The organism is Streptomyces sp. N50 (assembly GCF_033335955.1).
Taxonomy (GTDB): Bacteria; Actinomycetota; Actinomycetes; order Streptomycetales; family Streptomycetaceae; genus Streptomyces.
The window spans coordinates 3,996,173-4,022,839 of sequence record NZ_CP137549.1; the positions used below are offsets into that span (position 1 = coordinate 3,996,173).

At 69.9% G+C, this 26,667-nt stretch carries 28 protein-coding genes and 1 riboswitch; of the genes, 15 read left to right on the top strand and 13 right to left on the bottom strand.

Translation table 11 applies throughout. The annotated features are described in order from the left end of the window. The first annotated feature begins 57 nt into the window (after positions 1–57). From R2B38_RS17470 to R2B38_RS17500, 7 genes are all read left to right on the top strand, one after another. A complete protein-coding gene (locus tag R2B38_RS17470) occupies positions 58–897 on the top strand; it encodes a helix-turn-helix transcriptional regulator (protein ID WP_318017068.1) in 840 nt (279 codons plus the stop codon). Then, positions 881–1,087 (top strand): DUF397 domain-containing protein, encoded by a 207-nt coding sequence (locus tag R2B38_RS17475; RefSeq protein ID WP_318017069.1) that lies wholly within the window; start codon positions 881–883, stop codon positions 1,085–1,087. The genes R2B38_RS17470 and R2B38_RS17475 overlap by 17 nt, the downstream gene beginning before the upstream one ends. 57 nt (positions 1,088–1,144) lie before the next feature. Then, a complete protein-coding gene (locus R2B38_RS17480; protein WP_318017070.1) occupies positions 1,145–1,351 on the top strand; it encodes a DUF397 domain-containing protein in 207 nt (68 codons plus the stop codon). A gap of 41 nt (positions 1,352–1,392) precedes the next feature. Further along, complete coding sequence (locus tag R2B38_RS17485) at positions 1,393–1,728, top strand: helix-turn-helix domain-containing protein (protein WP_318017071.1); 336 nt, start codon at positions 1,393–1,395, stop codon at positions 1,726–1,728. 125 nt (positions 1,729–1,853) lie between these two features. After that, entirely contained in the window at positions 1,854–2,531 is a 678-nt protein-coding gene (locus R2B38_RS17490) for an SCO4225 family membrane protein (RefSeq protein WP_318017072.1), read from the top strand. A 67-nt stretch (positions 2,532–2,598) separates the two neighbouring features. Then, positions 2,599–3,165 (top strand): hypothetical protein, encoded by a 567-nt coding sequence (locus tag R2B38_RS17495; protein ID WP_318017073.1) that lies wholly within the window; start codon positions 2,599–2,601, stop codon positions 3,163–3,165. Beyond that, positions 3,162–3,554: a hypothetical protein gene (locus tag R2B38_RS17500; RefSeq protein WP_318017074.1), complete on the top strand. Its 393-nt coding sequence runs from the start codon at positions 3,162–3,164 to the stop codon at positions 3,552–3,554. The genes R2B38_RS17495 and R2B38_RS17500 overlap by 4 nt, the downstream gene beginning before the upstream one ends. Here the strand turns inward: R2B38_RS17500 and R2B38_RS17505 are convergent. The 6 genes from R2B38_RS17505 to thrC form a co-directional block, all read right to left on the bottom strand. Then, the gene (locus tag R2B38_RS17505; RefSeq protein WP_318017075.1) at positions 3,551–4,489 is read right to left on the bottom strand and encodes a metallophosphoesterase family protein; all 939 of its coding nucleotides are present in this window, start codon (positions 4,487–4,489) and stop codon (positions 3,551–3,553) included. The genes R2B38_RS17500 and R2B38_RS17505 overlap by 4 nt on opposite strands. A gap of 265 nt (positions 4,490–4,754) precedes the next feature. Further along, positions 4,755–5,885 carry an NADH:flavin oxidoreductase gene (locus tag R2B38_RS17510; protein ID WP_318017076.1) on the bottom strand — a complete coding sequence of 377 codons (1,131 nt, stop codon included), beginning with the start codon at positions 5,883–5,885 and terminating at the stop codon, positions 4,755–4,757. A gap of 195 nt (positions 5,886–6,080) precedes the next feature. Next, the gene (gene groL / locus R2B38_RS17515; protein ID WP_033281228.1) at positions 6,081–7,709 is read right to left on the bottom strand and encodes a chaperonin GroEL; all 1,629 of its coding nucleotides are present in this window, start codon (positions 7,707–7,709) and stop codon (positions 6,081–6,083) included. A 416-nt stretch (positions 7,710–8,125) separates the two neighbouring features. After that, the gene (locus R2B38_RS17520; RefSeq protein WP_007493268.1) at positions 8,126–8,332 is read right to left on the bottom strand and encodes a cold-shock protein; all 207 of its coding nucleotides are present in this window, start codon (positions 8,330–8,332) and stop codon (positions 8,126–8,128) included. A 431-nt stretch (positions 8,333–8,763) separates the two neighbouring features. After that, on the bottom strand, positions 8,764–9,039 hold the full coding sequence (locus R2B38_RS17525) for a MoaD/ThiS family protein (RefSeq protein ID WP_318017077.1): 276 nt from the start codon (positions 9,037–9,039) through the stop codon (positions 8,764–8,766). An 86-nt stretch (positions 9,040–9,125) separates the two neighbouring features. Beyond that, positions 9,126–10,421 (bottom strand): threonine synthase, encoded by a 1,296-nt coding sequence (thrC, locus tag R2B38_RS17530; RefSeq protein WP_318017078.1) that lies wholly within the window; start codon positions 10,419–10,421, stop codon positions 9,126–9,128. 17 nt (positions 10,422–10,438) lie between these two features. Continuing rightward, positions 10,439–10,595: riboswitch (SAM riboswitch) on the bottom strand. Between the two features lie 167 nt (positions 10,596–10,762). Between thrC and R2B38_RS17535 the strand changes: the two genes are divergently transcribed. Further along, positions 10,763–11,707, top strand: a complete 945-nt coding sequence (locus tag R2B38_RS17535; RefSeq protein ID WP_318017079.1) for a glucosyl-3-phosphoglycerate synthase — start codon at positions 10,763–10,765, stop codon at positions 11,705–11,707. 105 nt (positions 11,708–11,812) lie between these two features. Beyond that, positions 11,813–13,228 (top strand): trehalose-6-phosphate synthase, encoded by a 1,416-nt coding sequence (locus R2B38_RS17540; RefSeq protein WP_318017080.1) that lies wholly within the window; start codon positions 11,813–11,815, stop codon positions 13,226–13,228. A 121-nt stretch (positions 13,229–13,349) separates the two neighbouring features. Here R2B38_RS17540 and otsB read toward each other — a convergent pair whose 3' ends face one another. Genes otsB through R2B38_RS17555 form a run of 3 tightly spaced genes read right to left on the bottom strand, consistent with a single transcriptional unit; the run spans position 13,350 to position 15,794 of the window. Beyond that, positions 13,350–14,213, bottom strand: coding sequence for a trehalose-phosphatase (gene otsB / locus R2B38_RS17545; RefSeq protein WP_318017081.1), 864 nt, complete (start codon positions 14,211–14,213; stop codon positions 13,350–13,352). Between the two features lie 42 nt (positions 14,214–14,255). Next, entirely contained in the window at positions 14,256–14,507 is a 252-nt protein-coding gene (locus R2B38_RS17550; protein WP_318017082.1) for a DUF3263 domain-containing protein, read from the bottom strand. A 42-nt stretch (positions 14,508–14,549) separates the two neighbouring features. Continuing rightward, positions 14,550–15,794: an extracellular solute-binding protein gene (locus R2B38_RS17555; protein WP_318017083.1), complete on the bottom strand. Its 1,245-nt coding sequence runs from the start codon at positions 15,792–15,794 to the stop codon at positions 14,550–14,552. Positions 15,795–15,925: 131 nt separating this feature from the next. Here R2B38_RS17555 and R2B38_RS17560 point away from each other — a divergent pair, with 131 nt between their 5' ends. From R2B38_RS17560 to R2B38_RS17570, 3 genes are all read left to right on the top strand, one after another. Next, a complete protein-coding gene (locus tag R2B38_RS17560) occupies positions 15,926–16,870 on the top strand; it encodes an ROK family protein (RefSeq protein ID WP_318017084.1) in 945 nt (314 codons plus the stop codon). Then, complete coding sequence (nagA, locus tag R2B38_RS17565; RefSeq protein ID WP_318017085.1) at positions 16,870–18,081, top strand: N-acetylglucosamine-6-phosphate deacetylase; 1,212 nt, start codon at positions 16,870–16,872, stop codon at positions 18,079–18,081. The genes R2B38_RS17560 and nagA overlap by 1 nt, the downstream gene beginning before the upstream one ends. Before the next feature lie 117 nt (positions 18,082–18,198). Continuing rightward, a complete protein-coding gene (locus tag R2B38_RS17570; protein WP_318017086.1) occupies positions 18,199–19,131 on the top strand; it encodes a 1-phosphofructokinase family hexose kinase in 933 nt (310 codons plus the stop codon). Between the two features lie 10 nt (positions 19,132–19,141). On the opposite strand, the gene R2B38_RS17575 is transcribed toward R2B38_RS17570, so the two are convergent. Then, the gene (locus R2B38_RS17575; RefSeq protein WP_318017087.1) at positions 19,142–20,116 is read right to left on the bottom strand and encodes a carbohydrate-binding protein; all 975 of its coding nucleotides are present in this window, start codon (positions 20,114–20,116) and stop codon (positions 19,142–19,144) included. 141 nt (positions 20,117–20,257) lie between these two features. Beyond that, positions 20,258–21,922: a diguanylate cyclase CdgB gene (gene cdgB, locus R2B38_RS17580; RefSeq protein ID WP_318017088.1), complete on the bottom strand. Its 1,665-nt coding sequence runs from the start codon at positions 21,920–21,922 to the stop codon at positions 20,258–20,260. Positions 21,923–22,227: 305 nt separating this feature from the next. On the opposite strand from cdgB, the gene R2B38_RS17585 reads away from it, so the two are divergent. Then, on the top strand, positions 22,228–22,812 hold the full coding sequence (locus R2B38_RS17585; protein ID WP_318017089.1) for a flavin reductase family protein: 585 nt from the start codon (positions 22,228–22,230) through the stop codon (positions 22,810–22,812). A gap of 174 nt (positions 22,813–22,986) precedes the next feature. Here the strand turns inward: R2B38_RS17585 and R2B38_RS17590 are convergent, their stop codons facing one another. Beyond that, on the bottom strand, positions 22,987–23,856 hold the full coding sequence (locus R2B38_RS17590; protein WP_318017090.1) for a sigma-70 family RNA polymerase sigma factor: 870 nt from the start codon (positions 23,854–23,856) through the stop codon (positions 22,987–22,989). 92 nt (positions 23,857–23,948) lie between these two features. Continuing rightward, positions 23,949–24,377, bottom strand: a complete 429-nt coding sequence (gene arfB / locus R2B38_RS17595; RefSeq protein WP_318017091.1) for an alternative ribosome rescue aminoacyl-tRNA hydrolase ArfB — start codon at positions 24,375–24,377, stop codon at positions 23,949–23,951. 175 nt (positions 24,378–24,552) lie between these two features. On the opposite strand from arfB, the gene R2B38_RS17600 reads away from it, so the two are divergent. Together R2B38_RS17600 and R2B38_RS17605 are read left to right on the top strand one after the other, a co-directional pair. Beyond that, the gene (locus R2B38_RS17600) at positions 24,553–25,128 is read left to right on the top strand and encodes a TerD family protein (RefSeq protein WP_019057183.1); all 576 of its coding nucleotides are present in this window, start codon (positions 24,553–24,555) and stop codon (positions 25,126–25,128) included. A gap of 262 nt (positions 25,129–25,390) precedes the next feature. Beyond that, positions 25,391–26,644, top strand: coding sequence for a DUF1266 domain-containing protein (locus R2B38_RS17605; protein WP_318017092.1), 1,254 nt, complete (start codon positions 25,391–25,393; stop codon positions 26,642–26,644). The last annotated feature ends 23 nt before the right edge of the window (positions 26,645–26,667 follow it).

The window sequence follows — 26,667 nt, forward strand, 5'->3', positions numbered from 1 at the left end:
CTAACCTGGCCATACGGGGAGTCCCAACAAATTCCGGTGTTAGGACAGGGAGTTGCTGTGGCAGGACCGAAGGATCTCGACCCGTCGTCGTCACCCCGCGCCCTGCTCGGCGCCGAACTCCGTCACGCCCGCGAGAAAGCGGGGCTCAGCCAGGACGAGTTGGGGCAACGGCTGTTCGTGAGCGGGTCGTTCATCGGGCAGTTGGAGGCGGGGACGCGGCGGATGTTGCCGGAGTACGCGCGGATGCTGGACAGAGAGTTGGGGACGGGGGACTTCTTCGAGCGGAACTGTGGAGCGGCGGCGAAGTCCCAATATCCCGAGCACTTCGCGGAGGCGGCGGACGCGGAAGCCCGCGCCACGGCGATCAGGGAGTACTCGTCGATGTTGATCCCAGGGCTGCTCCAGACACCCGCGTACGCGAGGGCCGTCTGTCGGGCTTACCAGCCGACGGCAACCGACGAAGAGATCGACGCGGTGGTAGCACGGCGGATGGCGCGGGCCCACATCCTCGACGACCCAACAAAACCCCTGTTGTGGGCGGTAATTGACGAATCCGCGCTACGTCGGGCGACGGGTGGGCCCAGGGCCATGGCGGAGAACCTGCGCCACATCGCCGAACTGGGGCGCCGGAGCCGGGTCATCGTGCAAGTACTGCCGTTCGACGCGGGGGCGCATCCCGCGATGCAGGGCTGCCTCAAGCTGATGGACTTCGCCGACGCCCCTCCGCTGATCTACCTCGAAGGCGTAGGCACCGGCCAGTTGGACGACGACCCCACCCTCGTCGCCCAGTACAGGCTCTATTACGAGTTCCTCGCGGCCTACGCGCTCTCCCCCGAGAAGTCCCTGGTCTTGATCGAGGAGATGGCGCAGGATTACGCCCATGAGGAACAACCCTGATCACGACCTGAGCGCGGCCACGTGGCACAAGTCCAGCTACAGCGGCGGCAGCGGCGACAACTGCCTGGAAGTAGCTGACGGCAACCCCGCCCTCGTCCCCGTCCGGGACTCCAAGAACCCCCTCGGCCCCAAACTCCTGTTCCGGCCCGCCGCATGGTCCACGTTCGTCGAAGACCTCAAGCACGCCTGACCCCGGCACATCACTCCATGCGGTGACCGTTTCCCAACACCCCAAGGAGAAGACGCCATGAGGCACAACCCTGACTACGGCCTGAGCGCGGCCACTTGGCACAAGTCCAGCTACAGCGGCGGCAGCGGCGACGACTGCCTGGAAGTCGCCGCCGGCCACCCCACCGTCGTCCCCGTCCGGGACTCCAAGAACCCCCTCGGCCCGAAACTCGTCTTCCGGCCCGCCGCATGGTCCACGTTCGTCGAAGACCTCAAACACCCCTGACATCAACGTCACCGGCTGCGTACCGCTGGAGGAGGCACGCGATGAGCCACACCCGTTGGAAGCCGGCCCGCGAGAAGAAGCTGGCCGAGGAGTGCACCGAGTCCCCGGAGGTCGCTGCCGAGCGCGCGGAGATCCGGCTGGCCATGGCCTTCGCCAAGGCCGTGTACGACCGCCGGGTGGAACTGGGTCTGACCCAGACGCAGCTCGCAGAACGTGCCGGGCTGACACAGGCGAAGATCTCCCGCCTCGAAGGCGCCGACACCATGCCGACCCTCCCCTTGCTGCGCCGCCTGACCCTGGCCCTGAACGCCTCACTGAACATCGCGCTCGACGACAACCACGAGGAAGTCACGTTCACCGCCCACCCGGCGGCTTGAGGGACGGCGGGAGGTGAGTCCTTCCGCCCCTCCCGCTGAGTACCGGTACTCATGTCCGGACGCGCCCCCCGGTCCACCGTTGTCCTCACCGACCCGGACCGACCGACGCGAAGGACGACACCTCGATGCCGCAGACCTCCCGCCCGCGCCGTCTCCTTGCCCTCGCCACGGACAACTGGCCGGCGCGGACCTACCTGACCCTCGTGGGCGTCTCCGTCGCGGCGATGTTCGTCGCCCCGGAAAGCCCCCTCGCCGCAGGCCCGTTGATCCTCACGGCGCCCCTCTCCCTCCTGAGCGTGATCCTGCCCTTCGGCCCCGGCACCGAGGGGCCCCTGCAAGCGCTGGCGTTCGGCTCCTGGACGGTATGGCTCCTGCTCTGCGCCCTCGTGAACGCCGCCGTACTCGGCGCCCTCGCGAAGAGATCCACGACGACGACAACCACGGCACCTCCCACCCGCACCGGCACCAGCGCCCGCACCCACGTACCCGCCCACGCCCACGCCCGCCTCCGCACCCTGCTCGCCCCGGCCGTGGACAACTGGCCCGCACGTGCGTACCTCGCCGTGGTCGCGGCCTCGCTGGTGTTCTTCCTCTGCGCCGACCACATCCTGACGGACCCGACATTCGCCGCGATCTGGCCGCTGATGACCACCGCACCGGCCGGCTTCCTCGCCTTCCTCCTGCCGACGTCGAGCCCCCTGGCCTTCGCCGCCGCCACGGCCCTGTGCGGCCTGGCCAACGCCGTACTGCTCGGCCACCTCGCCCACCGACTCCGGGCAGGGGAGGCACACCCGGCCACCTGACCCCTGACCCCCTGACCCCCACCAGGACAACCGGATCGCGGCCCGCTCGACTATGGTCGAAAGAACCATGAACCACGCCCAGCAGACCGCCCTAGGCCGCGCCCTCCGTCTCCTCGGCGAGCACGGCGAGGCGCTCACGTCCGACACCCCCGACGGCAAGCTCCACGAGGTCAAGGCCGACCTCAGGCGCGCCCTGGACCTGCTGGACGACAGCGTCAGCGGCGCCGCGCCGACCACCCGCTGCCCGGAACACCCGAACGGCCCGGTCGACGAGAGCGCCCCCGACCTCTGCCTGCTCTGCGAGACCCGCCGCCGCTCGGCCCGCCGATCGGAGTTCAACGGCCCGGCCGCACCCCGGCCCACCGACACCACCCCCTCCCGCTACGGCGTCCGCGAGGACCGCCCGCAGGCCCAGCAGCGCTGGCTCCCCGAGCTGTGGAACGGCCAGGCCTGGCAGCTCTGCGGCACCCCGCGCCGCGACCGCCACGAGGCCGAGCTGTACATCAACGCCGCGCGCCGAGGCTCCCGCCCGGCGATGGCGTACCGCCTCGTGCACGAGTTCACGGACTACGAGGTGCTGCGGGTGTGGGGCACACCGGTGCACGTGGACATCGAGCCGCTCGGAAACCTTTGAGCGGGCTCAAGGAGCTGAACTGGTGGCAGCGGGCGGTACTGGTCGCCTGCCTGTGCGCGCTCGCGCTGCCGTTGTGGTTCGCCGCGCGGAACGTCCACCGGTTCGCCGACGGCGACTGGACGATCACGGAAGGGTACGTCCACTGCGCGTCGAACGACCGGTGCGAGGGCACCTGGGGCCTGCCCGGCGGACAGCAAGGGCACGGGAAGATAACGGGGTTGGCCTTCGAGTACGACGAGGAACAGGTGACGGGGATACGGCTCTACGCCGGTCGCGACTGGGCCGTCACCGACCGCTCCGACCTGGCCTTCCACGCGGCCTACGAGCTCGCCGGCGCCGCGATCGGAGCGGCCCTGATCGCCTCGGTCGCCTGGCTCAAGTCCCGCTAACCGTCCGGCTGTTCCCGCTCCCGCTCCTGTTCCTGCTCCCGTTCCTGCTCCCGTTCTCTTTCTACGACCAACCGGGTCTGCTCCACGTCCAGTTGGTACACCGTCTCGTGCGCCCGTGGATCGCGCGCGTGGAAGGTGTGGAACATCGGCCCGGTCTCCCCGCCCAGTTCGACCCGTGAGGCCGAGGCACCGCGCACCGCCCGCTCCGTACCGGGCGCGGTGGTCAGGTCGATCCGGTTGACGACACCGGGCGTGACCCACACCGGCGCCGCCTCCAGGAAGCCGAAGAGCTGGAGGTGGAAGTGCCCGGTGAGGACGACCCGTACGTCACTCCCCCGGATCGCGTCCGCCAGCTCCCCGGGGTTCAGCAGCCCGAAGGCCCGCTGGGACGGCACGTCGAGGGCGATGGGCGGGTGATGGAAGGCAAGAACGGTCCCCTGCTCGGACGGCGTCCTCAACTCCTCCGCCAACCAGTCCAGTTGGGCCCGACTGAGCCGCCCGTACACCTTCCCCGGCACCAGCGAGTCCAGCGTGATGAACCGGTACCCGCCGACCGTGCTCACCGCCGCGCACGCGAACTCCGCCGGAAATACGGCGGATCCGGCCGCCCCGACCCGATCCGTACCGTCCGCCGCCAGGTGCCCGCTCCCCAACACCTTCCCGAACGCCTCGCGTTCGTCATGGTTCCCGGTCGTGTAGAAGACCGGCACCCCGCCCATCGACCGCGCGAACCCACCCACCAACTCCCGCACGGCCGCATACGCCTCCACCGCCCCGTCGTTGGCGAGGTCCCCGGTGACGACGATCGCGTCCACCCCGCGCTGATGCCGCAACTCGGCCAGCATCAGCCGCAGGGAATCCGTCGCGCTGAACCCGTGCCGGTTGGGGGCGTCGGTGCGCTCCAGGTGGGTGTCGGACAGGTGCAGGATCCTCATGTTCCGTCACGCTAGCCCGAGTTGAGGACGGCGGACAGGGGCCACGGCTCGAAACACAGGCCGGCACCATCCAGCCCGTCCGTCCTTTGAGCCCAGGCCAGCACCATCCAGCCCGCCCGTCACTTCTCAGCGCAGGCCGGCATAACTCAGCCCGTTGGGGGTCCCCCCTCTGGGGGAGTTTGAGGACGAGGCCCCTTCAGGGCCGATGGGGGTCTGGGGGCGCAGCCCCCAGAGACGCCCGCCCCCACCGCCCCGCACCCGAAGGTCAGCTCAGCGAGCGCAGCGCCGCCGCGTCGTACGGCGCCAGCTCCTCCACCCGCCCGGCAAGCACCTTCGCAGCCCACTCAGGATCCTGCAGCAGCGCCCGCCCCACCGCCACCATGTCGAACTCGTCCCGCTCCAGGCTGTCGAGGAGGTCGTCGATGCCCTTGACCGGAGCGCCCTCGCCCCGGAAGCCCTTGAGGAAGTCCCCGTCGAGGCCGACCGAGCCGACCGTGATGGTCTGCTTGCCGGTGAGCTTCTTGGTCCAGCCCGCGAGGTTGAGGTCGGAGCCGGTCTCCTCGAACTCCGGGAGCCAGTAACGGCGGGTGGACGCGTGGAAGACGTCGACGCCGGCCGCCGCGAGCGGGGTCAGGATCGCCTCCAGCTCCTCCGGGGTCTCGGCGAGCCGGGCGCCGTAGACGTCCTGCTTCCACTGCGAGTAACGGAAGATGATCGGGAACTCCGGGGACACCGTCTCCCGGACCGCCGCCACGATCTCCGCCGCGAACTTCGTACGGGCTACCGCGTCACCGCCGTAGGCGTCCGTACGACGGTTCGTGCCCGCGTACAGGAACTGGTCGAGGAGGTAGCCGTGCGCGCCGTGCAGTTCGACCCCGTCGAACCCGATCCGCTCCGCGGCGGCGGCCGCCTCGGCGAACGCGCCGATGACGTCGTCCAGATCCCGCTGCGTCATGGCCGTACCGGTGACCTCGTCGCTGCCGATCCGCAGCCCGGACGGGCCGACGGCGGGCGCGTCCGCGTACGGCGGCTGGCCCTGCTCGCGGACCATGCCGATGTGCCACAGCTGCGGCACGATCGTGCCGCCCGCCGCGTGCACGCCCTCGGCGACCTTCGCCCAGCCCGCGAGCTGCTCCGCTCCGTGGAAGCGCGGGATGTCGTCGCTCTGCCCGGCCGAGTCGTGGCCGACGTAGGTGCCCTCGGTGACGATGAGGCCCACACCCGCGGCGGCCCGGCGGGAGTAGTACCCGACCACGTCCGCACCGGGGATGCCGCCCGGCGAGAACTGCCGGGTCATCGGCGCCATCACGATCCGGTTCGGGACGGTCAGGCCGTTGAGGGTGATCGGACGGCCGAGGATGTCGGCCGCTCGGGAGGCGGGGGCGGTCGTAGACACGTGTGGGGGCTCCTCGGGTACCGGATGGTATGTGCGTATGCATCGATCATGCGTCAACGACAACCTTCCGGCCAAGACCTTCATTCCGAGAGCACCGCGCCTCGGCCTGTGATCCCGAACACGCCCGAGGGCGGCACCTCCTGCCGGAACAGGAAGTGCCGCCCTCGGTAAGACCGTTGATCAACCAGAGGTCGATCAGAAGTCCATGTCACCGCCCGGCATGCCGCCGCCGGCGCCCGCGCCGGCACCGGCCTTCTCGGGCTTGTCGGCGATGACGGCCTCGGTGGTGAGGAACAGCGCGGCGATGGACGCGGCGTTCTGCAGGGCAGAGCGCGTGACCTTCGCCGGGTCGATGATGCCCTCGGCGATCATGTCCACGTACTCACCGGACGCGGCGTTGAGGCCGTGACCGATGGGCAGGTTGCGGACCTTCTCGACGACGACTCCGCCTTCGAGACCACCGTTGACGGCGATCTGCTTCAGCGGGGCCTCGAGCGCCAGCTTGACGATCGCGGCACCGGTGGCCTCGTCACCCTCGAGCTCGAGCTTCTCGAAGACGTGGCCCGCCTGGATGAGCGCGACGCCGCCACCGGCGACGATGCCCTCCTCGACGGCCGCCTTCGCGTTGCGAACGGCGTCCTCGATGCGGTGCTTGCGCTCCTTGAGCTCGACCTCGGTGGCCGCGCCCGCCTTGATGACGGCGACGCCGCCGGCGAGCTTGGCGAGGCGCTCCTGGAGCTTCTCGCGGTCGTAGTCCGAGTCGCTGTTCTCGATCTCGGCGCGGATCTGGTTGACGCGACCGGCAACCTGGTCCGCCGAGCCCGAGCCGTCGACGATCGTCGTCTCGTCCTTGGTGATGACGACCTTGCGGGCGCGGCCGAGGAGATCCACGGTCGCGTTCTCCAGCTTGAGGCCGACCTCCTCGGAGATGACCTCGCCGCCCGTGAGGATGGCGATGTCGCCGAGCATGGCCTTGCGGCGGTCACCGAAGCCCGGAGCCTTGACGGCGACGGACTTGAAGGTGCCGCGGATCTTGTTGACGACCAGCGTGGACAGGGCCTCGCCCTCGACGTCCTCGGCGATGATCAGCAGCGGCTTGCCCGACTGCATGACCTTCTCCAGGAGCGGGAGCAGGTCCTTGACGTTGGCGATCTTCGAGTTGGCGATCAGGATGTACGGGTCGTCGAGGACGGCCTCCATACGCTCCATGTCGGTGGCGAAGTACGCCGAGATGTAGCCCTTGTCGAAGCGCATGCCCTCGGTGAGCTCGAGCTCGAGCCCGAAGGTCTGGGACTCCTCGACGGTGATGACGCCTTCCTTGCCGACCTTGTCCATCGCCTCGGCGATGAGCTCGCCGATCTGGGTGTCGGCGGCGGAGATGGAGGCCGTCGAAGCGATCTGCTCCTTGGTCTCCACGTCCTTGGCCTGCTCCAGCAGGGCACCGGAGACGGCCTCGACGGCCTTCTCGATACCGCGCTTGAGGGCCATCGGGTTGGCGCCCGCGGCTACGTTGCGCAGACCCTCCTTGACGAGGGCCTGGGCGAGGACGGTCGCGGTGGTCGTACCGTCACCGGCGACGTCGTCCGTCTTCTTGGCGACTTCCTTGACCAGCTCGGCGCCGATCTTCTCGTACGGGTCCTCGAGCTCGATCTCCTTGGCGATGGAAACACCATCGTTGGTGATCGTGGGGGCGCCCCACTTCTTCTCGAGGACGACGTTGCGGCCCTTGGGGCCAAGGGTGACCTTGACGGCGTCGGCGAGCTGGTTCATCCCGCGCTCGAGACCGCGCCGTGCCTCCTCGTCGAACGCGATGATCTTGGCCATGTGAAGTGGTCCTCCCGGACTGGGGTGGATTGCTCCGGACCGCGCTGGCGCCCGCGACGGACGGCCTGCCTGCCCCGTGGTTCCTTGCACCACCTGGCCTGCGGGCCTCACCGACCCGGTCCTTCGTTATCACTCTCACCTTCAGAGTGCTAACGCCAATGATTAGCACTCGGCATGGTCGAGTGCAAGCGGCTCCCAGGTTCTGGGCCCCTGCTTCGCGGGGCGCGCGAGGTGCGCGCGGGGCACGCGGGGCACGCGGGGCACACGGATCACACGGAGCACACGGAGCACACGGAGCACACGGAGCGGAACGGCCGGGCATGCCGAAGGGCCCGTACCCCAGGAGGTGACCCCCCAGGAGTACGAGCCCTTCGGTGAGGAACGAAGAACGTCGCTGCTGTTCGTCGGCGCGTGCTTCAGCCGGTCGCGAGCCGGACCATGTCCGCCTGCGGCCCCTTCTGACCCTGCGAGATCTCGAAATCGACCCGCTGACCCTCTTCCAGGGTGCGGTAGCCGTCCATCTGAATCGCGCTGTAGTGGACGAAAACATCCGCACCACCGTCGACCGCGATGAAGCCGTACCCCTTCTCCGCGTTGAACCATTTGACGGTGCCCTGAGCCATGCCTAACTCCCCTATTACTGGCCCTTGCACGGACCCGCACTTCGCGGATCCGGGTCAGACCTCACCCCCCACAGGATTGGGGGCGTGCGCCGGAACGCGTCGACCGCGGCCGAATGTATCCGTCCAACTGCCGTCTGCAACAGGTCAATCCGACGAGAATTCCGGGCAGGACCGGTCGGGAATTTACGGAGAATTCGTCCGACTTCAGGGCAAGTCGGGCCCGATAAAGGGAACATAACGCGCAAAAGGTCTGCACACTTTGGCTACTTCTCATCGCACGCGGAGCGGGTATTCATATGCGTCCGGCATGCGGAGTGGAGCGGGTTCCCCAACTGTACCCCGCTCAACCCTACAGAATTGCCCCCTCCGCTTCTCTCACGGAGGGGGCAATTCGATGAACTCTTGGTAATCGGCGTTACCGAGGGTAATTATCAGCCGCCGGCGACGGCCGGAATGATCGACACCCCGGCCCCGTCCGGAGTGGCCGTCTCCAGCCCCTGCTCGAACCGCACGTCGTCGTCGTTCACGTACACGTTGACGAACCGCCGCAGCTTCCCCTGATCGTCCAGGACCCGGGCGGAGATCCCGGTGTGGTTCTTCTCCAGGTCACTGATGACCTCGGCGAGGGTCGTGCCCTCGGCGGTGACTTCGGCCTGCCCGCCGGTGTAGGTGCGGAGAATGGTAGGGATGCGGACACTAACGCTCACGATGAAACCTCCGGTCAGATGATGCCCTCAGGGGCGCGGGGAACTGCGCGACCAGCCCCCACGGGCCCGCAGTCAAAGAACGACGCTCAGGACGCGAGTCCAGCTTCCCTGAACGACTCAAGACTCGGCCGAATCGTCGCGGTGAGCCCGGTACCGGCAACCGCGTCCAACGTCTTCAGACCGTCACCCGTGTTGAGAACCACGGTGGTCAGCGTCGGATCCAACAGCCCGTTCTCGATCAGCTTCTTCGCCACCCCGACGGTCACCCCACCCGCAGTCTCCGCAAAGATCCCCTCGGTCCGCGCCAGCAACTTGATCGCGTCGACAACCTGCTCATCGTTGACGTCCTCGACCGCCCCACCCGTACGCCGAGCGATGTCGAGGACATACGGCCCGTCCGCCGGGTTCCCGATGGCCAGCGACTTGGCGATCGTGTTCGGCTTCTGCGGCCGCACGACGTCATACCCCGCCTTGTAGGCGACGGAAACCGGCGAACACCCTTCCGCCTGCGCCCCGAAGATCTTGTACGGCTTGTCCTCGACGAGCCCGAGCTTGATCAGCTCCTGCAGGCCCTTGTCGATCTTCGTGAGCTGCGACCCCGAGGCGATCGGCACGACCAGCTGATCCGGAAGCCGCCACCCCAGCTGCTCGCAGATCTCGTACGCCAGCGTCTTGGAGCCCTCCGCGTAGTACGGCCGGAGGTTGACGTTGACGAAGCCCCAGCCCTCGCCCGCCGGGTCACCGATCAGCTCGGAGCAGAAACGGTTCACGTCGTCGTAGTTGCCCTCGATGCCGACGAGCTCGCCGCCGTAGATCGCGGCCATGACGACCTTGCCCTGCTCCAGGTCGTGCGGGATGAACACGCAGGAGCGGAAGCCGGCCCGCGCAGCGGCGGCACCGACCGCGCCCGCGAGGTTGCCGGTGGAGGAGCAGGAGAGGGTGGTGAAGTCGAACGCGCGGGCGGCCTCGATGGCCTGGGCCACGACCCGGTCCTTGAAGGAGTGCGTCGGGTTGCCGGAGTCGTCCTTGACGAACAACTTGCCCGCGTCGACGCCCAGTTCGCGGGCGAGGTTGTCGGCCTGGACGAGCTTGGTCCAGCCGGGGTTGATGTTCGGCTTGTCGGCCACGTCGGCGGGGACGGGCAGCAGGGGCGCGTACCGCCAGATGTTCGCGGGGCCCGCTTCGATCTGCTTGCGGAGCTCCTCGGTGTCGTAGGCCGAGAAGTCGTAGGCGATCTCCAGCGGGCCGAAACACTCCTCGCAGGCGAAGACCGGGCCGAGCGGGACGCGGTGGCCGCACTCGCGGCAGGACAGCGCGACGGCGGGGCCGAGATCGACACTGTTGACGGGGTTCGTGGTGCTTGCGACAGTCTGCGCAGACATGGAGGGGAGGCCCTTTCTCCTCATCTTCCTCACGACGCATCTCGCCGTGAGACGGATTTGGCACCTTCCCGAGCCGGGAGCCTCACCACGTCAGCGTGTATCTGCGTGACAAGACCGGCTGGAGGGTTGCCGGGGCTTCATCGGGCCGTATCCCTCTGCCCCTCTGGATGAGCGGTATTCGATTGTGTACGCCGCCGACCCCCGACATGCGATGGTCATCAGCGTTGTTCAAGACTGTAACCGAAGGCCAGGACAGTTGAGTGAGCCGTCCGAACCGCGAGATGGATCACCTACACACGGTGACCACGACTCGCCGAGAGAACGCAGAGGAGCCGCGCAACGTGCTGAAGGAAGTCGAGCACTGGCTGAGCACCCGCTCCTGGTCCATGACCGACCGGCCGCTCCACAAGATCCTGGCCGCGAAGCACCGTACGGGCCAGTCGGTCTCCGTCGTGCTGCCCGCGCTAAACGAGGAGGCGACGGTCGGCGAGATCGTCGCGATCATCCGTCACGACCTCATGCAGCAGGTCCCGCTCGTCGACGAGATCGTCGTCGTCGACTCCGGGTCCACCGACCGCACCTCCGAGGTGGCCGCCGCGGCGGGCGCCCGGGTCGTGCACCGTGACGACATCCTGCCCCGCATCCCCGCCGTGCCCGGCAAGGGCGAGGTGCTGTGGCGCTCGCTGCTGGTGACGAGCGGTGACATCGTCGCGTTCGTCGACGCGGACCTGAAGGAGTTCTCCTCGGACTTCGTCACCGGGATCGTGGGCCCGCTGCTCACCGACCCCGGGGTCGACCTCGTCAAGGCGATGTACGACCGCCCGCTCGGCGGCGCGGCCGGCCAGGGCGGCCGGGTCACCGAGCTCATGGCGCGCCCGCTGCTGAACATGCACTGGCCCCAACTGGCCGGATTCGTCCAGCCGTTGGGCGGCGAGTACGCGGCCCGCCGCTCGCTCCTTGAGCAGCTGCCGTTCCCGGTCGGCTACGGCGTCGAACTGGGCATGCTCGTCGACGCGCTGCACCTGGTGGGCCTCGACGCCCTCGCCCAGGTCGACGTGGGCGTGCGCAAGCACCGCCACCAGGACGGCCAGGCCCTGGGCCGGATGGCCGCGCAGATCTACCGCACGGCCCAGTTGCGGCTGGCCCGCGGGCATCTGATCCGGCCCTCGCTCACCCAGTTCGAGCGGGGCCCGGACGGCTTCGAGCCGCGCACGTACTCCGTGGACACGGAGGAACGCCCGCCGATGGCGGACATCACCGAGTACCAGTCACGCAAGGTCGCATGACCGCACGGTTACAGACGCTCACGGACGGTCGTATACGGACGCGTACAGTCCGCCGACGGCCGTCCGTACGTTTGAGCGTTTCCGGCCCGGGCTAGGTTGTGCCGTATGGCTTCTACGTCGTCCTCCTCGCCCGCGTCCGGTGCCGCTCAGGTGCTCGTCGCGTCCAATCGCGGCCCGGTCTCGTACGAGGTGGGCGACGACGGTTCGCTGCGCGCCAGGCGGGGTGGCGGCGGGCTGGTGTCCGGGCTGTCGGCGATCGGCCCGGACGCGGGTGCGCTGTGGGTGTGCTCGGCGCTGTCCGACGGCGACCGCGAGGCCGTACGGCGCGGGGTCGGCGAGGACGGCGTGCGGATGCTGGACATCCCGGCGGACGTGCACGCCGACGCGTACAACGGCATCGCCAACTCCGTGCTGTGGTTCGTCCACCACATGCTGTACCAGACCCCGCTGGAGCCGGTCTTCGACGCGGAGTTCCGGCGCCAGTGGGCGTCGTACGAGGCCTACAACCGGGCGTTCGCGGAAGCCTTGGCGGAGGAGGCGGCGGAGGGCGCCGTCGCGATCGTGCAGGACTACCACCTGTGCCTGGTCCCCGGGATGCTGCGCGAGCTGCGCCCGGACCTGCGCATCGGCCACTTCTCCCACACCCCGTGGGCACCGGCGGACTACTTCCGGATGCTGCCGGACGACATCCGCGGGCAACTGCTCGCAGGCATGCTCGGCGCGGACCGCCTCGGCTTCCTCACCCACCGCTGGGCGGACGCGTTCACGGCCTGCTGTACGGAGTTCACGGGCGGCCCGGGTGACACCCTGATCGGCGTCCACGGCCTCGGCGCCGACGCCGACTTCCTGCGCGCCCGCTCGCACGAGCCGGACGTGGAGGAGCGGATCGTGGCGCTCCGGGAGGAGATCGGCGAGGGCCGCAGGACCATCGTCCGCGTCGACCGCACCGAACTCTCCAAGAACATCGTGCGCGGACTGCTGGCGTACCGCCAACTCCTCGACGACCACCCGGAGTTGCTGGAGCAGGTCGTCCACGTGGCCTTCGCCTACCCGTCCCGGCAGGACCTGGCCGTCTACCGCGACTACACGGCCGAGGTGCAACGGGTCGCCGACGAGATCAACTCCCGCTACGGGACGCCCGGTTGGACCCCGGTGGTCCTGCACGTCAAGGACGACTTCGCCCGCTCCCTGGCCGCGTACCGCCTGGCCGACGTAGCCCTGGTGAACCCCATCCGCGACGGCATGAACCTCGTCGCCAAGGAGGTCCCGGTCGTCTCCGACGAGGGCTGCGTGCTGGTCCTGTCCCGGGAGGCGGGCGCGTACGAGGAGTTGGGCGAGGACGCGATCCCGGTCAACCCGTACGACGTGATCGGCACGGCCGCGGCCCTGCACGAGGCGTTGACCATGCCGGCCGGTGAACGGGCCGAGCGGACGAAGAGACTGACGGCGGCGGCCACGGCCCTGCCCCCGGCCCAGTGGTTCCTGGAGCAGCTGAACGCGCTGCGGGATCAGGCGAGTTGAGCGCGACCGGGGCGGGGCGCGTCGGGGAGCGATAGGACGGCAGCGGGGGGTCTCCGGAAGCTGGGGTCTTTTCTAACCGCCGTAGCTTTCACGACTGGTTATAAATAACCCCAGCCTCCAGTCACCCCAGGTGTGCCGCGAGCGCCGACAGCAGTTCTACGACCCCTGCCGCGCCGTCCACCACCAGGTCCGCCCGTTCCCGCAGCTCCGTGACCTCGTCGCTGCCGCTGCACACCAGCAGCCCCGGGACGCCGTCCGAGCGGAGTTTCTCGACGGCAGCGAAGGCGGGGAGGTCGCCGAGGTCGTCGCCGGCGTAGAGGACGGACTCGGCGCCGGTCTCGCGGAGGTACTCGGTGAGCGCGACGCCCTTGTCCATGCCGGGCGGCCTCAACTCCAGGACCATGCGGCCCGGTTCGACGATCAGGCCGTTGCGGGTGGCGAGGTCGGTGAGGGGGCCGCGGAGGGCCTCGAAGGCCGCCTGGGGGTCGGTCGCCCGGCGGGTGTGGACCGCGAGGGCGCGGCCCTTCTCCTCGATCCAGGTGCCCTGCCAGGCGCCGATCGCGTCCAGGAAGCCGGGGAGTTCGGCGCGGACCGCCGCGACCCCGGGGTGCGGGGCGGGGGCGCTGACCGTACTGCTCACCGCGTCCCAGCGTTCCGTGCCGTAGTGGCCCAGCACGACCAGGTGTTCCAGGCCCGGCACGCCCGCGAAGCCGCCGTTGCGGACCGCGACGCCCGCCGGACGGCCGGTGATCACGGCGACGGACGCGACCTTCGGGGCGAGGGCGGCGAGCGCCGGTACCGCGCCGGGGTGGGCGCGGGCCTGCTCGGGGTCCGCGACGATCGGGGCGAGTGTGCCGTCGAAGTCGAGGCCGATCACCGCGGCGGCCGGTTTGGCGAGGATGGCCTCCAGCGCCTCGCGTCCGGCGCGGGTGACGGGGGTCGGCAGTGCGTGCAGGGGATCGGTGGAGTCCTGAGGGCTGCCCATGCCGACGACCCTATCCGGGCGGGCCGGGACCCACACCTGCCGCTACCTCTCCGTACGCCTCGTCTCGCGGACCCGTCTCAGCCTGTTCACCGTCACCGGGTCGTGGGCCAGGGCCCGCTCGTCGTCCAGCAGGGCGTTGAGCAGCTGGTAGTAGCGCACCGGGGCCAGGCCCAGCTCCTCGCGGATCGCGCGCTCCTTCACACCGGGGCCGGGGAAGCCGCGGCGCTCCAGCGCGAGGATGTCCTGTTCCCTCCGGTTCAGCGGGGACAGCCGCGAGGGCCGGTCGTCGTCCATGCCCTGCACCGTAACCCCCGGCACTGACAACGACCCCGGCTGCTACTTCCCGCTCTCCGCCAGCGTCGCCGCCGCCTGCAACTGCCCCAGCACCGCCCCGGGGCTGCCGTTCGCGGCCACCGCCTGCCCTATCCGCGTCTTGATGTCCGCGCTGACCGCGGCCCAGGAGGTGTTGCCGACCGGGTAGAGCGTGGACAGCGGGAGCTCCTCCAGGAAGGGCCGCAGGTCCTGGTCCTGCTTCGACGCCTGCATCGCCTCGGACGCGGAGTTGGTCACCGGAAGGAGGTCGTACTCGCGGGAGAAGGCGAGGACGTTCTTCTCGCTGTAGACGAAGTCGAGGAAGTCGCCGATCTGCTCGCGGTGGCCGTTCTGCTTGAACGCGGTCATCCAGTCGGCGACGCCCATCGTGGTCTTGGCCTTGCCGTTGCGGCCGGGCATCGCGACCGTGCCGAACTTGACGCCCTTCTTGGCGGCCTGCTGCATGAGGGTGGGGTGCCCGTTGAGCATGCCCACGTCACCCTTGGCGAAGGCGGCGAACGCGTCCGCGCGGTTGAGCTTGGCGGGCGCGACGGGACCGGTCAGGCCCTTGGCGACCAGGTTGTCGCGCAGCCAGGTGAAGGTGGAGACGTTCGCCGTGGAGTCGAGGGTGTACGTGCCGATGTCGTCGGTGTAGCCGCCGCCCCCGCCGAGCAGCCACTGCATCGTCTCGGCCTGCGCCTCCTCGGACCCGAGCGGCAGCGCGAACGGGTACTTCACGCCGTGCTCCTTCAACGCCTCGGCGTCGGCGGCCAGTTCGCTCCAGTCCTTGGGCGGAGTGAGCCCGGCCGCCGTGAAGAGGGTCTTGTTGTAGAAGAGGACGCGCGTGGACGCGGCGAACGGGATGCCGTACTGGATGTGCTTCACCTGCCCCGCGTCCAGCAGCGGCTCCATGAAATCGGCCTCCACGGGGATGGAGAGCAGGTCGGCCGTGGAGTACAGCTTGCCCGCGGCGGCGTAGTCCGCGTACGCGCCGATCTGCGCCATGTCGGGCGCCTTGCCGGCCGCGACCATCTCCTTGACCTTGCGGTCGACGTCGTTCCAGGAGTAGACGCTGACCTCGACCTTGACGTTCGCGTGCTTCGCCTCGTACGCCTTGACGAGTCCGTCCCAGTATTTCTGCGAACTGTTGGACGCGGAGTCGCCGTAGTCGGCGGCGACGAGCCGCAGCGTGACCTCACCGGAGTCCCCGCCGAGGCCACAGCCCCCGAGGACCGCCGTCAGGCCCAGTGCGGAGGTCACCGCGATCATTCCTGTCCTACGCCGCTGCACTGCCGAATCCCCAACCTTTGCTGTCGTGACGTTCGCTCCGCGAACCCATAAGGTCTACACCACGTGAGTGGACTAGACCTCTCGCGGGTGTACGGGCCACACTGTCCCCCGTGAGACATGTCATCGCCCTCGACGTGGGCGGCACCGGGATGAAGGCCGCCCTAGTGGGGGCGCAGGGCGAGCTGCTCCACCGGGCCCGCCGGGCGACCGGGCGCGAGCGCGGTCCGGACGCGGTCGTCGAGCACATCCTCGGCTTCGCCGCCGAGCTGCGCGCGTACGGCGAGGAGCACTACGGCGAGCCCGCGGCCGCGGCCGGCGTCGCCGTCCCCGGCATCGTCGACGCCGAGCGCGGCATCGCCGCCTACTCGGCCAACCTCGGCTGGCGCGACGTACCCCTGCGCGACCTGCTGGCGGCCCGGCTCGGCGGCGTCCCGGTAGCCCTCGGCCACGACGTCCGCACCGGAGGCCTCGCCGAGGGCCGCATCGGCGCGGGCAAGGGCGCCGACCGCTTCCTGTTCGTCCCGCTGGGCACCGGCATAGCGGGCGCGATCGGCATCGACGGCCGGGTGGAGGCGGGCGCGCACGGCTTCGCGGGCGAGATCGGCCACATCGTCGTACGACCGGGCGGCACGCCGTGTCCCTGCGGCCAGGTCGGCTGCCTGGAGCGGTACGCCTCGGCGGCGGCGGTGACGGAGGCGTGGGCGACCGTCTCCGGCACCCCGGACGCCGACGCGGCGGACTGCGCGCAGGCGGTCGCCTCCGGGGACCCCCGCGCGGAAAAGGTCTGGCAGGAAGCCGTGGACGCCCTGGCCGACGGCCTCGTCACCGCCCTCACCCTCCTGGACCCCCGCACCATCATCATCGGTGGCGGCCTGGCAGAGGCGGGGGAAGTCTTGTTCACACCCCTAAGGGAGGCGGTCCGACACCGGATCACCTTCCAGAAGCTGCCGACGATCGTCCCCGCGGCACTGGGGGACACGGCTGGATGCCTAGGTGCAGGCCTACTGGCCTGGGATCTCCTCAACCACACCGACCGTACGGAGGTAGCACCCTAATGGCACCCACCTCAGGGGCGCGGGGAACTGCGCGACCAGCTACAACGAGCCCGCACCCCGCAACGGCCAATGCGCCCCTGATCCTCTCCGGTGCCAACCTGGTCCTGCCCACCGGAACCGTGAAAAACGGCCGACTCATCATCGACGGCACCCGAATCACCGGCGCCGCTCCGGAGAACGCCCAGGTACTCGACGTCACCGACCACTGGCTGGTACCGGGCTTCGTCGACCTGCACAACCACGGAGGTGGGGGCGCCTCCTTCACCTCCGGCACGGTCGAGGACGTCCTCAAGGGCATCCACACCCACCGGCTGCACGGCACGACGACCCTGGTCGCCTCGACCGTCACCGGCGACATGGACTTCCTGGCCCAACGCGCGGGCCTCCTCTCCGAGTTGGCCGAGCAGGGCGACCTCGCCGGCATCCACTTCGAGGGCCCGTTCATCTCCCCGTGCCGCAAGGGCGCCCACTCCGAGGCGCTGCTCCGCGACCCCGACCCCGCTGACGTACGCAAACTGGTCGACGCGGCCCGCGGCCACGCGAAGATGGTCACCCTCGCGACCGAACTCCCCGGCGGCCTCGACTCCGTACGCCTCCTCGCCGAACACGGCGTCATCGCGGCGATCGGCCACACCGACGCGTCGTACGAGCAGACGGTGGAGGCGATCGACGCGGGCGCGACGGTCGCCACGCACCTGTTCAACGCGATGCCGCAGCTCGGTCACCGTGAACCCGGCCCGATCGCGGCGCTGCTCGAAGACGAGCGCATCACCGTCGAGTTGATCAACGACGGTACGCATCTGCACCCGGCGGCACTGGAGTTGGCGTTCCACCACGCGCGGGCGGACCGGGTGGCCTTCATCACGGACGCGATGGACGCGGCGGGCTTCGGTGACGGCCGTTACATGCTCGGCCCGCTGGAGGTCGAGGTCAGTGAGGGCGTCGCACGGCTGGTGGAGGGCGGTTCGATCGCGGGCTCGACCCTCACCCTGGACCGGGCCTTCAAGCGCGCGGTGACGGTCGACCGGCTGCCGGTCGAGGACGTGGTCGCCGCGATCTCGGCCAACCCGGCGCGGCTGCTGGGGAGTTACGACGAGATCGGCTCGCTGGAGCCGGGCAAGTACGCGGACCTGGTGCTGCTGGACTCCGCGTTCGACCTCAAGGGCGTGATGCGGCGCGGCACTTGGGTGGTCGATCCCCAACTGGGGTGAAATGCACTGCTGTTGAGGCGGCGATCGTCCCGGGACACTGGGCCGACGGCCGCCTCTTTGGCATGATCGAGCCCCAACCGGACGGCGGACACACACACTTCGGGGGAGGTCGGCCCGGTGATCCTCACGGTCACACTGAACACCGCTCTCGACATCACTTACCGGGTACGGGAGTTGCGACCGCACGCTTCGCACCGGGTCTCCGAGGTGACGGAACGCCCCGGAGGCAAAGGCCTGAACGTGGCCCGGGTGCTGGCCGCCCTGGGCCACGAGGTGACGGTGACGGGCTTCACGGGCGGCGCGACCGGACGTATCGTCCAGGACCAACTCACGGACACCTCAGGCGTGTTGGACGCACTCGTCCCGGTCTCCGGCCCGACCCGCCGCACGATAGCGGTGGTGGACGACCGCACCGGTGACACGACTCAACTCAACGAGCCCGGCCCGACGGTCACTTCGGCGGAGTGGACGGCCTTCCAGGAGGCGTACGAGTCCCTGCTGGCCGGCGGGATCTCAGCGGTGGCCCTGTGCGGCAGCCTGCCACCAGGACTGCCGGTGGGCGCGTACGCGGGCCTGATCCGCACCGCGCGGACAGCGGGCGTCCCCGTCCTCCTCGACACCAGCGGCGAACCCCTCCGCCGAGGAGTAGCCGCCCGCCCCGACATCCTCAAGCCCAACACCGACGAACTCGCCGAACTCACCGGCTCCCACGACCCGTCGCGCGCGACCCAGGACGCACGCCGCCGGGGCGCCCGCACGGTGGTCGCCTCCCTGGGCGCGAAGGGCCTCCTGGCGGCAACCCCGGAAGGCACCTGGCACGCGACACCCCCGTCCCGCGTCCACGGCAACCCGACCGGCGCGGGCGACTCCGCGGTCGCGGGCCTGCTGTCGGGACTGGTGGAACGCCTGCCGTGGCCGGACCGGCTGGCACGGGCCGTGGCGCTGTCGGCGGCGACCGTACTGGCGCCGGTGGCGGGCGAGTTCGACCGGGCGGCGTACGAGGAGCTGCTGGGGCGGGTCGCGGTGACGGGGGAGGTCAGCGCGGCGTGATGCGCCCCAGCTACTTCTTGACCTGGCCCTGCTTCACCCACAGCTGGTCCAGGAGAACGTTGCAGTTGTCGCCGTTCTCGCAGGACAGGGTGAGTGTGTTGCTGCCCTTGGTGAGGGTGGGCCACGCGAAGCTCGTCGTCCAGCCCTTCGCGAAGTCACCGTCGGCGGCCTTCGCGTAGTTCTTCAGGCTGAACGGGCTTCCGAACTTCTTGCCGTTGACGCTCAGCGTCATCTGCTGGTCGTCGCTGGTCGAGCTGTAGTGCGCGAACACCGTGTAGGTGCCGTCCGAGGGGATGCCGTTCACCTGCCAACTGACCGAGGCGCCCACGGTGTTCAGGCCCGTCACATAGACACCGCCGGCGGCGTCGGCGCCCTTGACGTCCGACGCCAGGGTGGCGCCGCCCTGGAGGTTCAGCGCCTTGGCGTCGATGGTCTGGGTGTCCAACCCGCTCGACGCGCTGGTGCTCGGCGACGGGCTCGACGAGGCGCTCGACGAAGCCGACGGGGTCGAACCCGCCTGGTTGTCCGTCTTGTTGTCGTCGCTGCCGTTCATCATGGCGACGCTGATGCCTATGACGACCGCGGCGACGACCGCGATCGCGCCGATCAGGAGGCCCTTGGTGTTGGGCCCGCGGCCTCGGCCGTTGCCGCCGCCGTTGTTGTAGGACGGGGGCTGCTGGCCGGCCGGGGGGCCGCCGGGGAAGGTCTCCGGGGCCTGGTAGTGCGCGTTCGGCTGGGCGCCGTAGGGCTGCTGTTGCGGGACGGTCTGGCCGTACGGCTGCTGCTGGTACTGCGCGGTGGGGGCGGCGGCCTGCTGGCCGCCGTACTGGCGCTCGCCCACCGGGCGCACTCGGTTGACCGAACCCGGGTAGCCATAGCCACCACCGGACGGCGGCTGGGCGCCGGCAGCCTGGCCGTCCTCGTACAGGTAGCCGAACGGGTCGTCGTCCTCGGGCGTGCTCGCGCCGTTGTTGCCGGGCGTCATCCCTAGGTACTCCTCAACAGGTGCGGGTTCAGATACGTCAGCTTCAGACACGTCTGGTTCACGTCTGGAGAACTGCGAGCCTACCCGCTCCACGTCGTCCAAACGGGTGACTCGGACCGCATCACACCGCTGACCTGGAGATCATCCCGCGCGTCTGTGCTGTTTGGGACGAGATCGTTTCTCGATGTACATCCGTTCGTCAGCGGACTTCAGGACCTCGTCCGCCGTCATGCCGCAGTGGGCCCACCCGATACCGAAACTGGCCCCCACCCGCATACCGCGGCCGTCGACCCGGATGGGCTGGATGATCTCGTTCCGCAGGCGTACGGCGAGGTCGGCGGCGTCGGCCTTGCCGAGCCCGTCGGCCAGGACGACGAACTCGTCGCCGCCGAGCCGGGCCACCGTGTCGCCGTCGCGCACCGCCCGGCCGAGCCGCCGCGCGACCTCGATGAGCACCGCGTCGCCCGCGTTGTGCCCGAACCGGTCGTTGATCGACTTGAAGCCGTCGAGGTCGCAGAAGAGCACCGCGAGCCCCTTCGTGCCGTCGTCCCGCTCGCCCTCGGGGGCGATGGTGTGGACGTGGTGGTCGTAGGCGTCGAGGAGGTCGGCGCCGGGGCGGAAGTCGAAGCCGTGGCCGTTCGCGTCGTAGGCCGGGGTCGGATGTCCGTACGCGGCGTCGATGGACTCGATCTCGCCGAGGTGAGTGGCCTGCGGGCGCTGGCAGAGGCGGGCGGAGAGGCGGGTGCGCAGCTCCGCCGAGTTCGGCAGGCCGGTCAGCGCGTCGTGCGCGGCGCGGTGGGCGAGCTGCAGCTCGCGGCGCTTGCGGTCCTCTATGTCCTCGACGTGCGAGAGGAGGAAGCGCGGCCCGTCGGCGGCGTCCGCGACGACGGAGTTGCGGAGCGAGACCCAGACGTACGTGCCGTCCCGGCGGCCCAGACGGAGCTCCGCGCGTCCGCCCTCCGCCGAGGTTCTCAGCAGCGTGCCTATGTCCTCGGGGTGGACGAGGTCCGAGAAGGAGTAGCGGCGCATCGCCGACGCGGGGCGGCCCAGCAGGCGGCACAGGGCGTCGTTGCTGCGGAGTATTCGGCCGTGCTGGTCGCCGCCCATCTCGGCTATCGCCATGCCGGAGGGGGCGTACTCGAAGGCCTGCCGGAAGCTCTCCTCGCTTGCGCGCAGGGCCTGTTGCTCGCGCTCCAGGCGGACCAGGGCGCGCTGCATGTTGGCGCGCAGCCGGGCGTTGCTGATCGCTATGGCCGCCTGGAACGCGTACATCTGGAGCGCCTCGCGGCCCCACGCGCCCGGCCGCCGGCCGTTGCGCGGGCGGTCCACGGACAGGACGCCGATCAGCTCGCCGCACGAGCCGCCGGAGACGCCGGGGGTGTACATGGGCGCGAAAAGCCGGTCGGACGGGTGCCACTCGTCCTCGAAGCGGGGTGCGGGGCCGTCGGTGTACCACTGCGGTACGTCGTCCTCGTCGAGGACCCAGCCCTCGGTGTGCGGGATGAACCGCAGGTCGCCCCAGGACTCACCCATGCCGAGGCGGCGCTCCCAGGAGGTGCGGGAGCCGACGCGGCCGGTGATGAGGGCCTCGGCGGCGGAGTTGCCCGCGAAGGCGGCGACCACGAGGTCGCCGTCGGGGCGGACGAGGTTGACGCACGCCAGCTCGTACCCGAGACCGTTGACGACGCCGTCGGCGACGGTCTGCAGGGTGTCCGCCAGGCTGCGGGCGGTGTTCATGTCCGCCATGACCGTGTGCAGTTGCCGCAGGGTCGCAAGACGGACGTAGGGTTCCGACTCGGTCTCCATACTCGCCCTCCCCCCGAGACCTCGCAGTGAATCAAGGGTCATCTTCCCCGCCACTGAATCACAGCGCGCTGCCCACTCGGTACACAGGGTCAACAATTACTACCCCTTGTGACTCAAGTCACAGCAGAAGATGAACAATTGAGTGGAGTTTCTGCATTTTCCCTGTGCGTTAACTGAACGCAAACTGTGCGGGTGTGTGGACATGATGCACGACGATGTTCCGCCGCGTCGGCCATTGGTCCTAGGACCCGAGTGGGCCGCAGGTCCGATGTGGTGCGCGGACGTACGAGGTTAGCGTTTCGAGCGTGCTGAACACCGCCTCGCAGACAGCCGCGATCACCGAGCCCCGTCCCTCCGGGCATGCTGTGGGGGTGAGCAACGACGAGTTCCGCGCCGCCCTCGCGCGACTGGCCGCGGGCGTGGTCCTGGTGACCGCGCACGAGGAGCCCTACGACCCGGACGACCCCCAGGCCCCGGTCGGCGAGGACGTGGGCATGACGGCCACCGCCTTCATGTCGGTCTCCCTGAACCCGCCCCTGGTCCTGGTCAGCCTCCGCAACGGCTCCCGCATGGACGACCTCCTCGACGAACAGCCCCTGTGGGCCGTCTCCGTCCTCTCCGAGAGCCAGCGCCACATCGCGGGCCGCTTCGCGATGAAGGGCCGCATCAGCGACCGGCTCCTGTTCGACGACATCCCGTACGTCCACGGGGAGGCGTCCGGGGCGCCCTTGGTGCGGGGGGCTCTGGCCACGCTGGAGTGCCGGACGGAACAGCGGGTGCCGGCGGGGGACCACACGCTGGTGATCGGGCGGGTGCTGACGGCGGAGGTGGGGAGCGCCGAGGGGGGTCCCCTGTCGTACTTCCGGGGCAGGTATCGGCAGTTGGGGTAGGCGGGGGCCGGTTTTCCTGGCCGGTGACGGCAGTTGGGGTGAGATTGGTCATCCCGGCGGAAGAATGCGGCGAGTGGACCGCCGGTCCATTTCCGGTGTGGCCAGCGGCAGTTGGCGTGCGCCGGCCACCTCCCGGACAACTCCGGGGCAGCCGCCCAGCACCGTTGACGCGCGTCAGCCGTCCACGAGGACCACGTCCAGCAGGGCCACCTTCTCCGGAGCCGTCACGATGTCGATCGCCGCGATGCGGTCGCCGGCGAACGTGAAGGTCAGGGTGCGCTCGGGGCGGTCGTCGACGATCAGGGCGATGGCGGTGGCGCCGTTCACGAGGGCGTGGCGGGCGAGGGCGGCGTAGCGGGCGAAGCTCGTCGCGGCGGAGGCCACCGCTGCGGCGCCCACCGTCACCGTGTCCTCGGAGCGGGCGACGACGTCCGGGTCGAGCACCTTCACCAGCGCGTCGAAGTCGCCCTCGCGGACGGCGGCGAGGAAGGCGCCCGCGACCACCCGCTGCCGTACGAGATCCGCGTCCGGCGTGGGAGCGCCCCGCACCCGGCGGCGGGCCCGGCTCGCCAACTGCCTTGTCGCCGTGGGCGTTCGGCCGACGATGGACGCGATCTCCTCGAAGGGGACGGCGAACAGGTCGTGCAGCACGAAGGCGAGGCGCTCGGCGGGGGTGAGGGTCTCCAGGACCACGAGCAGCGCGACGCCGACCGAGTCGGCGAGGACGGCGTCCTGTTCGGGATCGGGGCCCGGTGCCGGGGCGGGCGTGACCGCTTCGAGGGGTTCCTCGGCCCGCGACGCGCGGGAGCGGAGCATGTCGAGGCAGACCCGGCCGACGACCGTGGTGAGCCAGCCGCCCAGGTTCTCCACCCGCCCGCTGTCCGTACGGCTCAGCCGGAACCAGGCCTCCTGCACGGCGTCGTCGGCCTCGGCGGAGGAGCCCAGCATGCGATAGGCGACGGCACGGAGGTGCGGGCGGTGGGATTCGAAACGGGCGGCGAGGAATTCACCGTCTGTTTGTCGGGGGAATTCGAAGTCGCCCATGGGTAAACGCTCCTCGCCGCGGTCCGTCGTCACTGGTTCGACGAAGCACGGGCCGAGGATGTGACAAGAGGATGCGACAACCGGTGCCGGAACTACCCCCAGTCCCGCCCGTTCCGCCCCCGCTTCGTGTCGGACCGCTGCTTCTTCTCCCGCAGTCGGCGCTCATTGATACCGCGCGGAATACGGGTCGCCCGGCGCGGCTTCGGCGGCGGCGCGGTGGCCTCCGCGAGCAGCGCCGCGAGGCGTACGGCGGCGGTCTCCCGGTTGCGCCACTGGGAGCGGTGCTCGGAGGACCGTACGGTCACGACACCGTCGACGAGCCGCGAGGCCAGCCGCTCCAGCGCGCGCTGCTTCCACACCGGGGGCAGCGCCTCGGTCCTGGCCAGGTCGAACCGCAGCTCCACCTGGGAGTCGCTGGTGTTGACGTGCTGCCCACCCGGCCCTGACGACCGCGAGAAACGCCACATGAGCTCGGCCTCGGGCAGGGAGACGGAGCCGCGGATGGCATAGGGACCGGACATGTCCCCATGGTCGCGTGTCTGTCCGGTCCACGTCACGCCATTTACTCCAGAGGTTCCGGGTAAAGAAAGTAAAGTCACCTGGAACCTTCGGTACCCCTCTTGGCGTTCATACAGGTACCGGTAGCTTCGTCCTCAGTACGAAGCCCGCACCGCAACGAGGGAAGGACTCCCAACAATGGCTGTAAGCCTGTCCAAGGGTGGCAACGTCTCGCTCACCAAGGAGGCCCCGGGCCTGACCGCCGTCACCGTAGGCCTCGGCTGGGACGTCCGCACCACCACCGGCACGGACTTCGACCTCGACGCCTCGGCGATCGCGGTCAACCCCGAGGGCAAGGTCTACTCGGACGGTCACTTCATCTTCTTCAACAACAAGTCGACCCCGGACCAGACGATCGTCCACACCGGCGACAACCGCACGGGCGAGGGCGCGGGCGACGACGAGGCGATCAACGTCAACCTGGCCGGCCTCCCGGCCGACGTCGAGAAGATCGTCTTCCCGGTCTCGATCTACGACGCGGAGACCCGCTCGCAGAACTTCGGCCAGGTCCGCAACGCGTACATCCGCATCGTGAACCAGGCCGGCGGCGCCGAGATCGCCCGCTACGACCTCTCCGAGGACGCGGCGACGGAGACGGCGATGGTCTTCGGCGAGCTGTATCGCAACGGAGCGGAGTGGAAGTTCCGCGCCGTGGGCCAGGGTTACGCCTCGGGCCTGGTCGGCATCGCGCAGGACTTCGGCGTCAACGTCTGACGCACGCCGCGCATGTAGTGCCGTTGTGCAGTGCCGTTGTGCAGTGCCGTTTTGTTTGCAGTGCCGTGTGTGAGGCCCCCGGCCGCGATTGCGGCCGGGGGCCTCGGCGCGTGCGGACCGCGGAACGGGGCGGGGGGTCCACAGGGGGATCTCAGTCCCGTATGAGAATGTGCCGGAATCCCGCATGCGAATGCGCCGGGATCCCCGCACGCGACTGCGCCGGGATCACCAGCCGTTGGCCCCTGGAAGGACAGCGAGCCCTATGTCGTTCGGACCGTCCCCCGCCGGTTTCGGGCCTCCCCCACCTCCCGCCTGGACCCCGCCGACCGAGACGGAGCGCGCACTGGCCGAGGCGCGGACGCGCGGCGACTGGCCCGCGTACTACGACGTACTGGCCCGGGTCCGCCTCTACTACGTGATGTCGCGCGAGGCCTACGACGCCCAACCCGACCGTGTCCACCGCACGTTCACCCGCGACCCCCGCACCGGCGCGGAACGCTGGGAACTCTTCACGGACGGCATGCTGCCCGCGCCACGCCCCGACCTGGTGTACTCCCGCGCCTCGCTGCGCGGAATAGCGGACGCCTGGAACCCGCGCTGCCCGCCCACCCTCCTCATCAACCCCGGCACCCCCTGCGAACTGCCCCTCCCCTACGGCCCCCCGGGCACGACGGACTGGTCACGCGCGGCGGAAGGCGTCGGCACGCCCGACACCTCGATGCGCCTGCGCGCACTCCACGTGGGCGGCCCGCTGCACGGCCCGGTGGCCCACGGCCTGGCCTGCGGAGCCCTCCTCTGCGTGAGCAACGGCTCCCTCTGGAACGCGCTGGCCTGGCACGGCAGCGGCTACGACGGCGAGCGCCGGCGGCTGCGCGAGTGGTGGGGCATCACCACCCGCGCCGAGTGGCAGCACCACCTGCGCAACCTGCTCGCCTGCGAAGCGTCCAGCTCCGTATGGGAGTTCGCGCTGAGCCTGCGCCGCACGATCGCCCGCGACTTCGGCGGCCACGTGGACACGGGCTACTGGCGCCAGGCCGTGGCCACGGTGATCCGCGCCAACTCCGAGGGCGCCACGGTGATCACGGAGGACGGCGTGACGAAGACGGACCCGCGCCCCGCATCGGAGACCGAGGCGCGCATCACGGGCGTCCAGCGCCTGATCGGCCGCATCACCCGCTACGAGGCCCGGATGCGGGCCGACGGCATCCTCGACGAGAACCGCTACGTCACCTCGGTGGAGGCCTGGGACCTGGGCCGCGCCTCGAAGATGGCCCGCTGGGGCCTGGGCGCCCGCTTCGCCACCCTCCCGGAGACGGAGTCGGCCGTCATCCGCGCCGGCCGGGCCGCGGCCCTCGCCTACCGCTCCTGGCCCGACTTCTCCGCCGGCTACATCCTGGGCCGCTGCCTGCACTTCGACGAGGAGGAGTTCGGGGACTGGTACCAGGACATGGTCTCGGCGCACCGGATCCTGATGTCCGAACCCGGGAGCCCCTGGCTGAACATCCCTTTCCGGTAGGGGGAGTTCCGCTGGGCGGTGCG

Bases quoted from the DNA above. Each gene is read 5' to 3' on its own strand.
- R2B38_RS17475 (WP_318017069.1), top strand. From the start codon at position 881: ATGAGGAACAACCCTGATCACGACCTGAGCGCGGCCACGTGGCACAAG.
- R2B38_RS17480 (WP_318017070.1), top strand. From the start codon at position 1,145: ATGAGGCACAACCCTGACTACGGCCTGAGCGCGGCCACTTGGCACAAG.
- R2B38_RS17485 (WP_318017071.1), top strand. From the start codon at position 1,393: ATGAGCCACACCCGTTGGAAGCCGGCCCGCGAGAAGAAGCTGGCCGAG.
- R2B38_RS17490 (WP_318017072.1), top strand. From the start codon at position 1,854: ATGCCGCAGACCTCCCGCCCGCGCCGTCTCCTTGCCCTCGCCACGGAC.
- R2B38_RS17495 (WP_318017073.1), top strand. From the start codon at position 2,599: ATGAACCACGCCCAGCAGACCGCCCTAGGCCGCGCCCTCCGTCTCCTC.
- R2B38_RS17505 (WP_318017075.1), bottom strand. From the start codon at position 4,489: ATGAGGATCCTGCACCTGTCCGACACCCACCTGGAGCGCACCGACGCC.
- groL (WP_033281228.1), bottom strand. From the start codon at position 7,709: ATGGCCAAGATCATCGCGTTCGACGAGGAGGCACGGCGCGGTCTCGAG.
- R2B38_RS17520 (WP_007493268.1), bottom strand. From the start codon at position 8,332: ATGGCTCAGGGCACCGTCAAATGGTTCAACGCGGAGAAGGGGTACGGC.
- thrC (WP_318017078.1), bottom strand. From the start codon at position 10,421: ATGTCTGCGCAGACTGTCGCAAGCACCACGAACCCCGTCAACAGTGTC.
- R2B38_RS17540 (WP_318017080.1), top strand. From the start codon at position 11,813: ATGGCTTCTACGTCGTCCTCCTCGCCCGCGTCCGGTGCCGCTCAGGTG.
- otsB (WP_318017081.1), bottom strand. From the start codon at position 14,213: ATGGGCAGCCCTCAGGACTCCACCGATCCCCTGCACGCACTGCCGACC.
- R2B38_RS17550 (WP_318017082.1), bottom strand. From the start codon at position 14,507: ATGGACGACGACCGGCCCTCGCGGCTGTCCCCGCTGAACCGGAGGGAA.
- R2B38_RS17555 (WP_318017083.1), bottom strand. From the start codon at position 15,794: ATGATCGCGGTGACCTCCGCACTGGGCCTGACGGCGGTCCTCGGGGGC.
- nagA (WP_318017085.1), top strand. From the start codon at position 16,870: ATGGCACCCACCTCAGGGGCGCGGGGAACTGCGCGACCAGCTACAACG.
- R2B38_RS17575 (WP_318017087.1), bottom strand. From the start codon at position 20,116: ATGACGCCCGGCAACAACGGCGCGAGCACGCCCGAGGACGACGACCCG.
- cdgB (WP_318017088.1), bottom strand. From the start codon at position 21,922: ATGGAGACCGAGTCGGAACCCTACGTCCGTCTTGCGACCCTGCGGCAA.
- R2B38_RS17590 (WP_318017090.1), bottom strand. From the start codon at position 23,856: ATGGGCGACTTCGAATTCCCCCGACAAACAGACGGTGAATTCCTCGCC.
- arfB (WP_318017091.1), bottom strand. From the start codon at position 24,377: ATGTCCGGTCCCTATGCCATCCGCGGCTCCGTCTCCCTGCCCGAGGCC.
- R2B38_RS17600 (WP_019057183.1), top strand. From the start codon at position 24,553: ATGGCTGTAAGCCTGTCCAAGGGTGGCAACGTCTCGCTCACCAAGGAG.
- R2B38_RS17605 (WP_318017092.1), top strand. From the start codon at position 25,391: ATGTCGTTCGGACCGTCCCCCGCCGGTTTCGGGCCTCCCCCACCTCCC.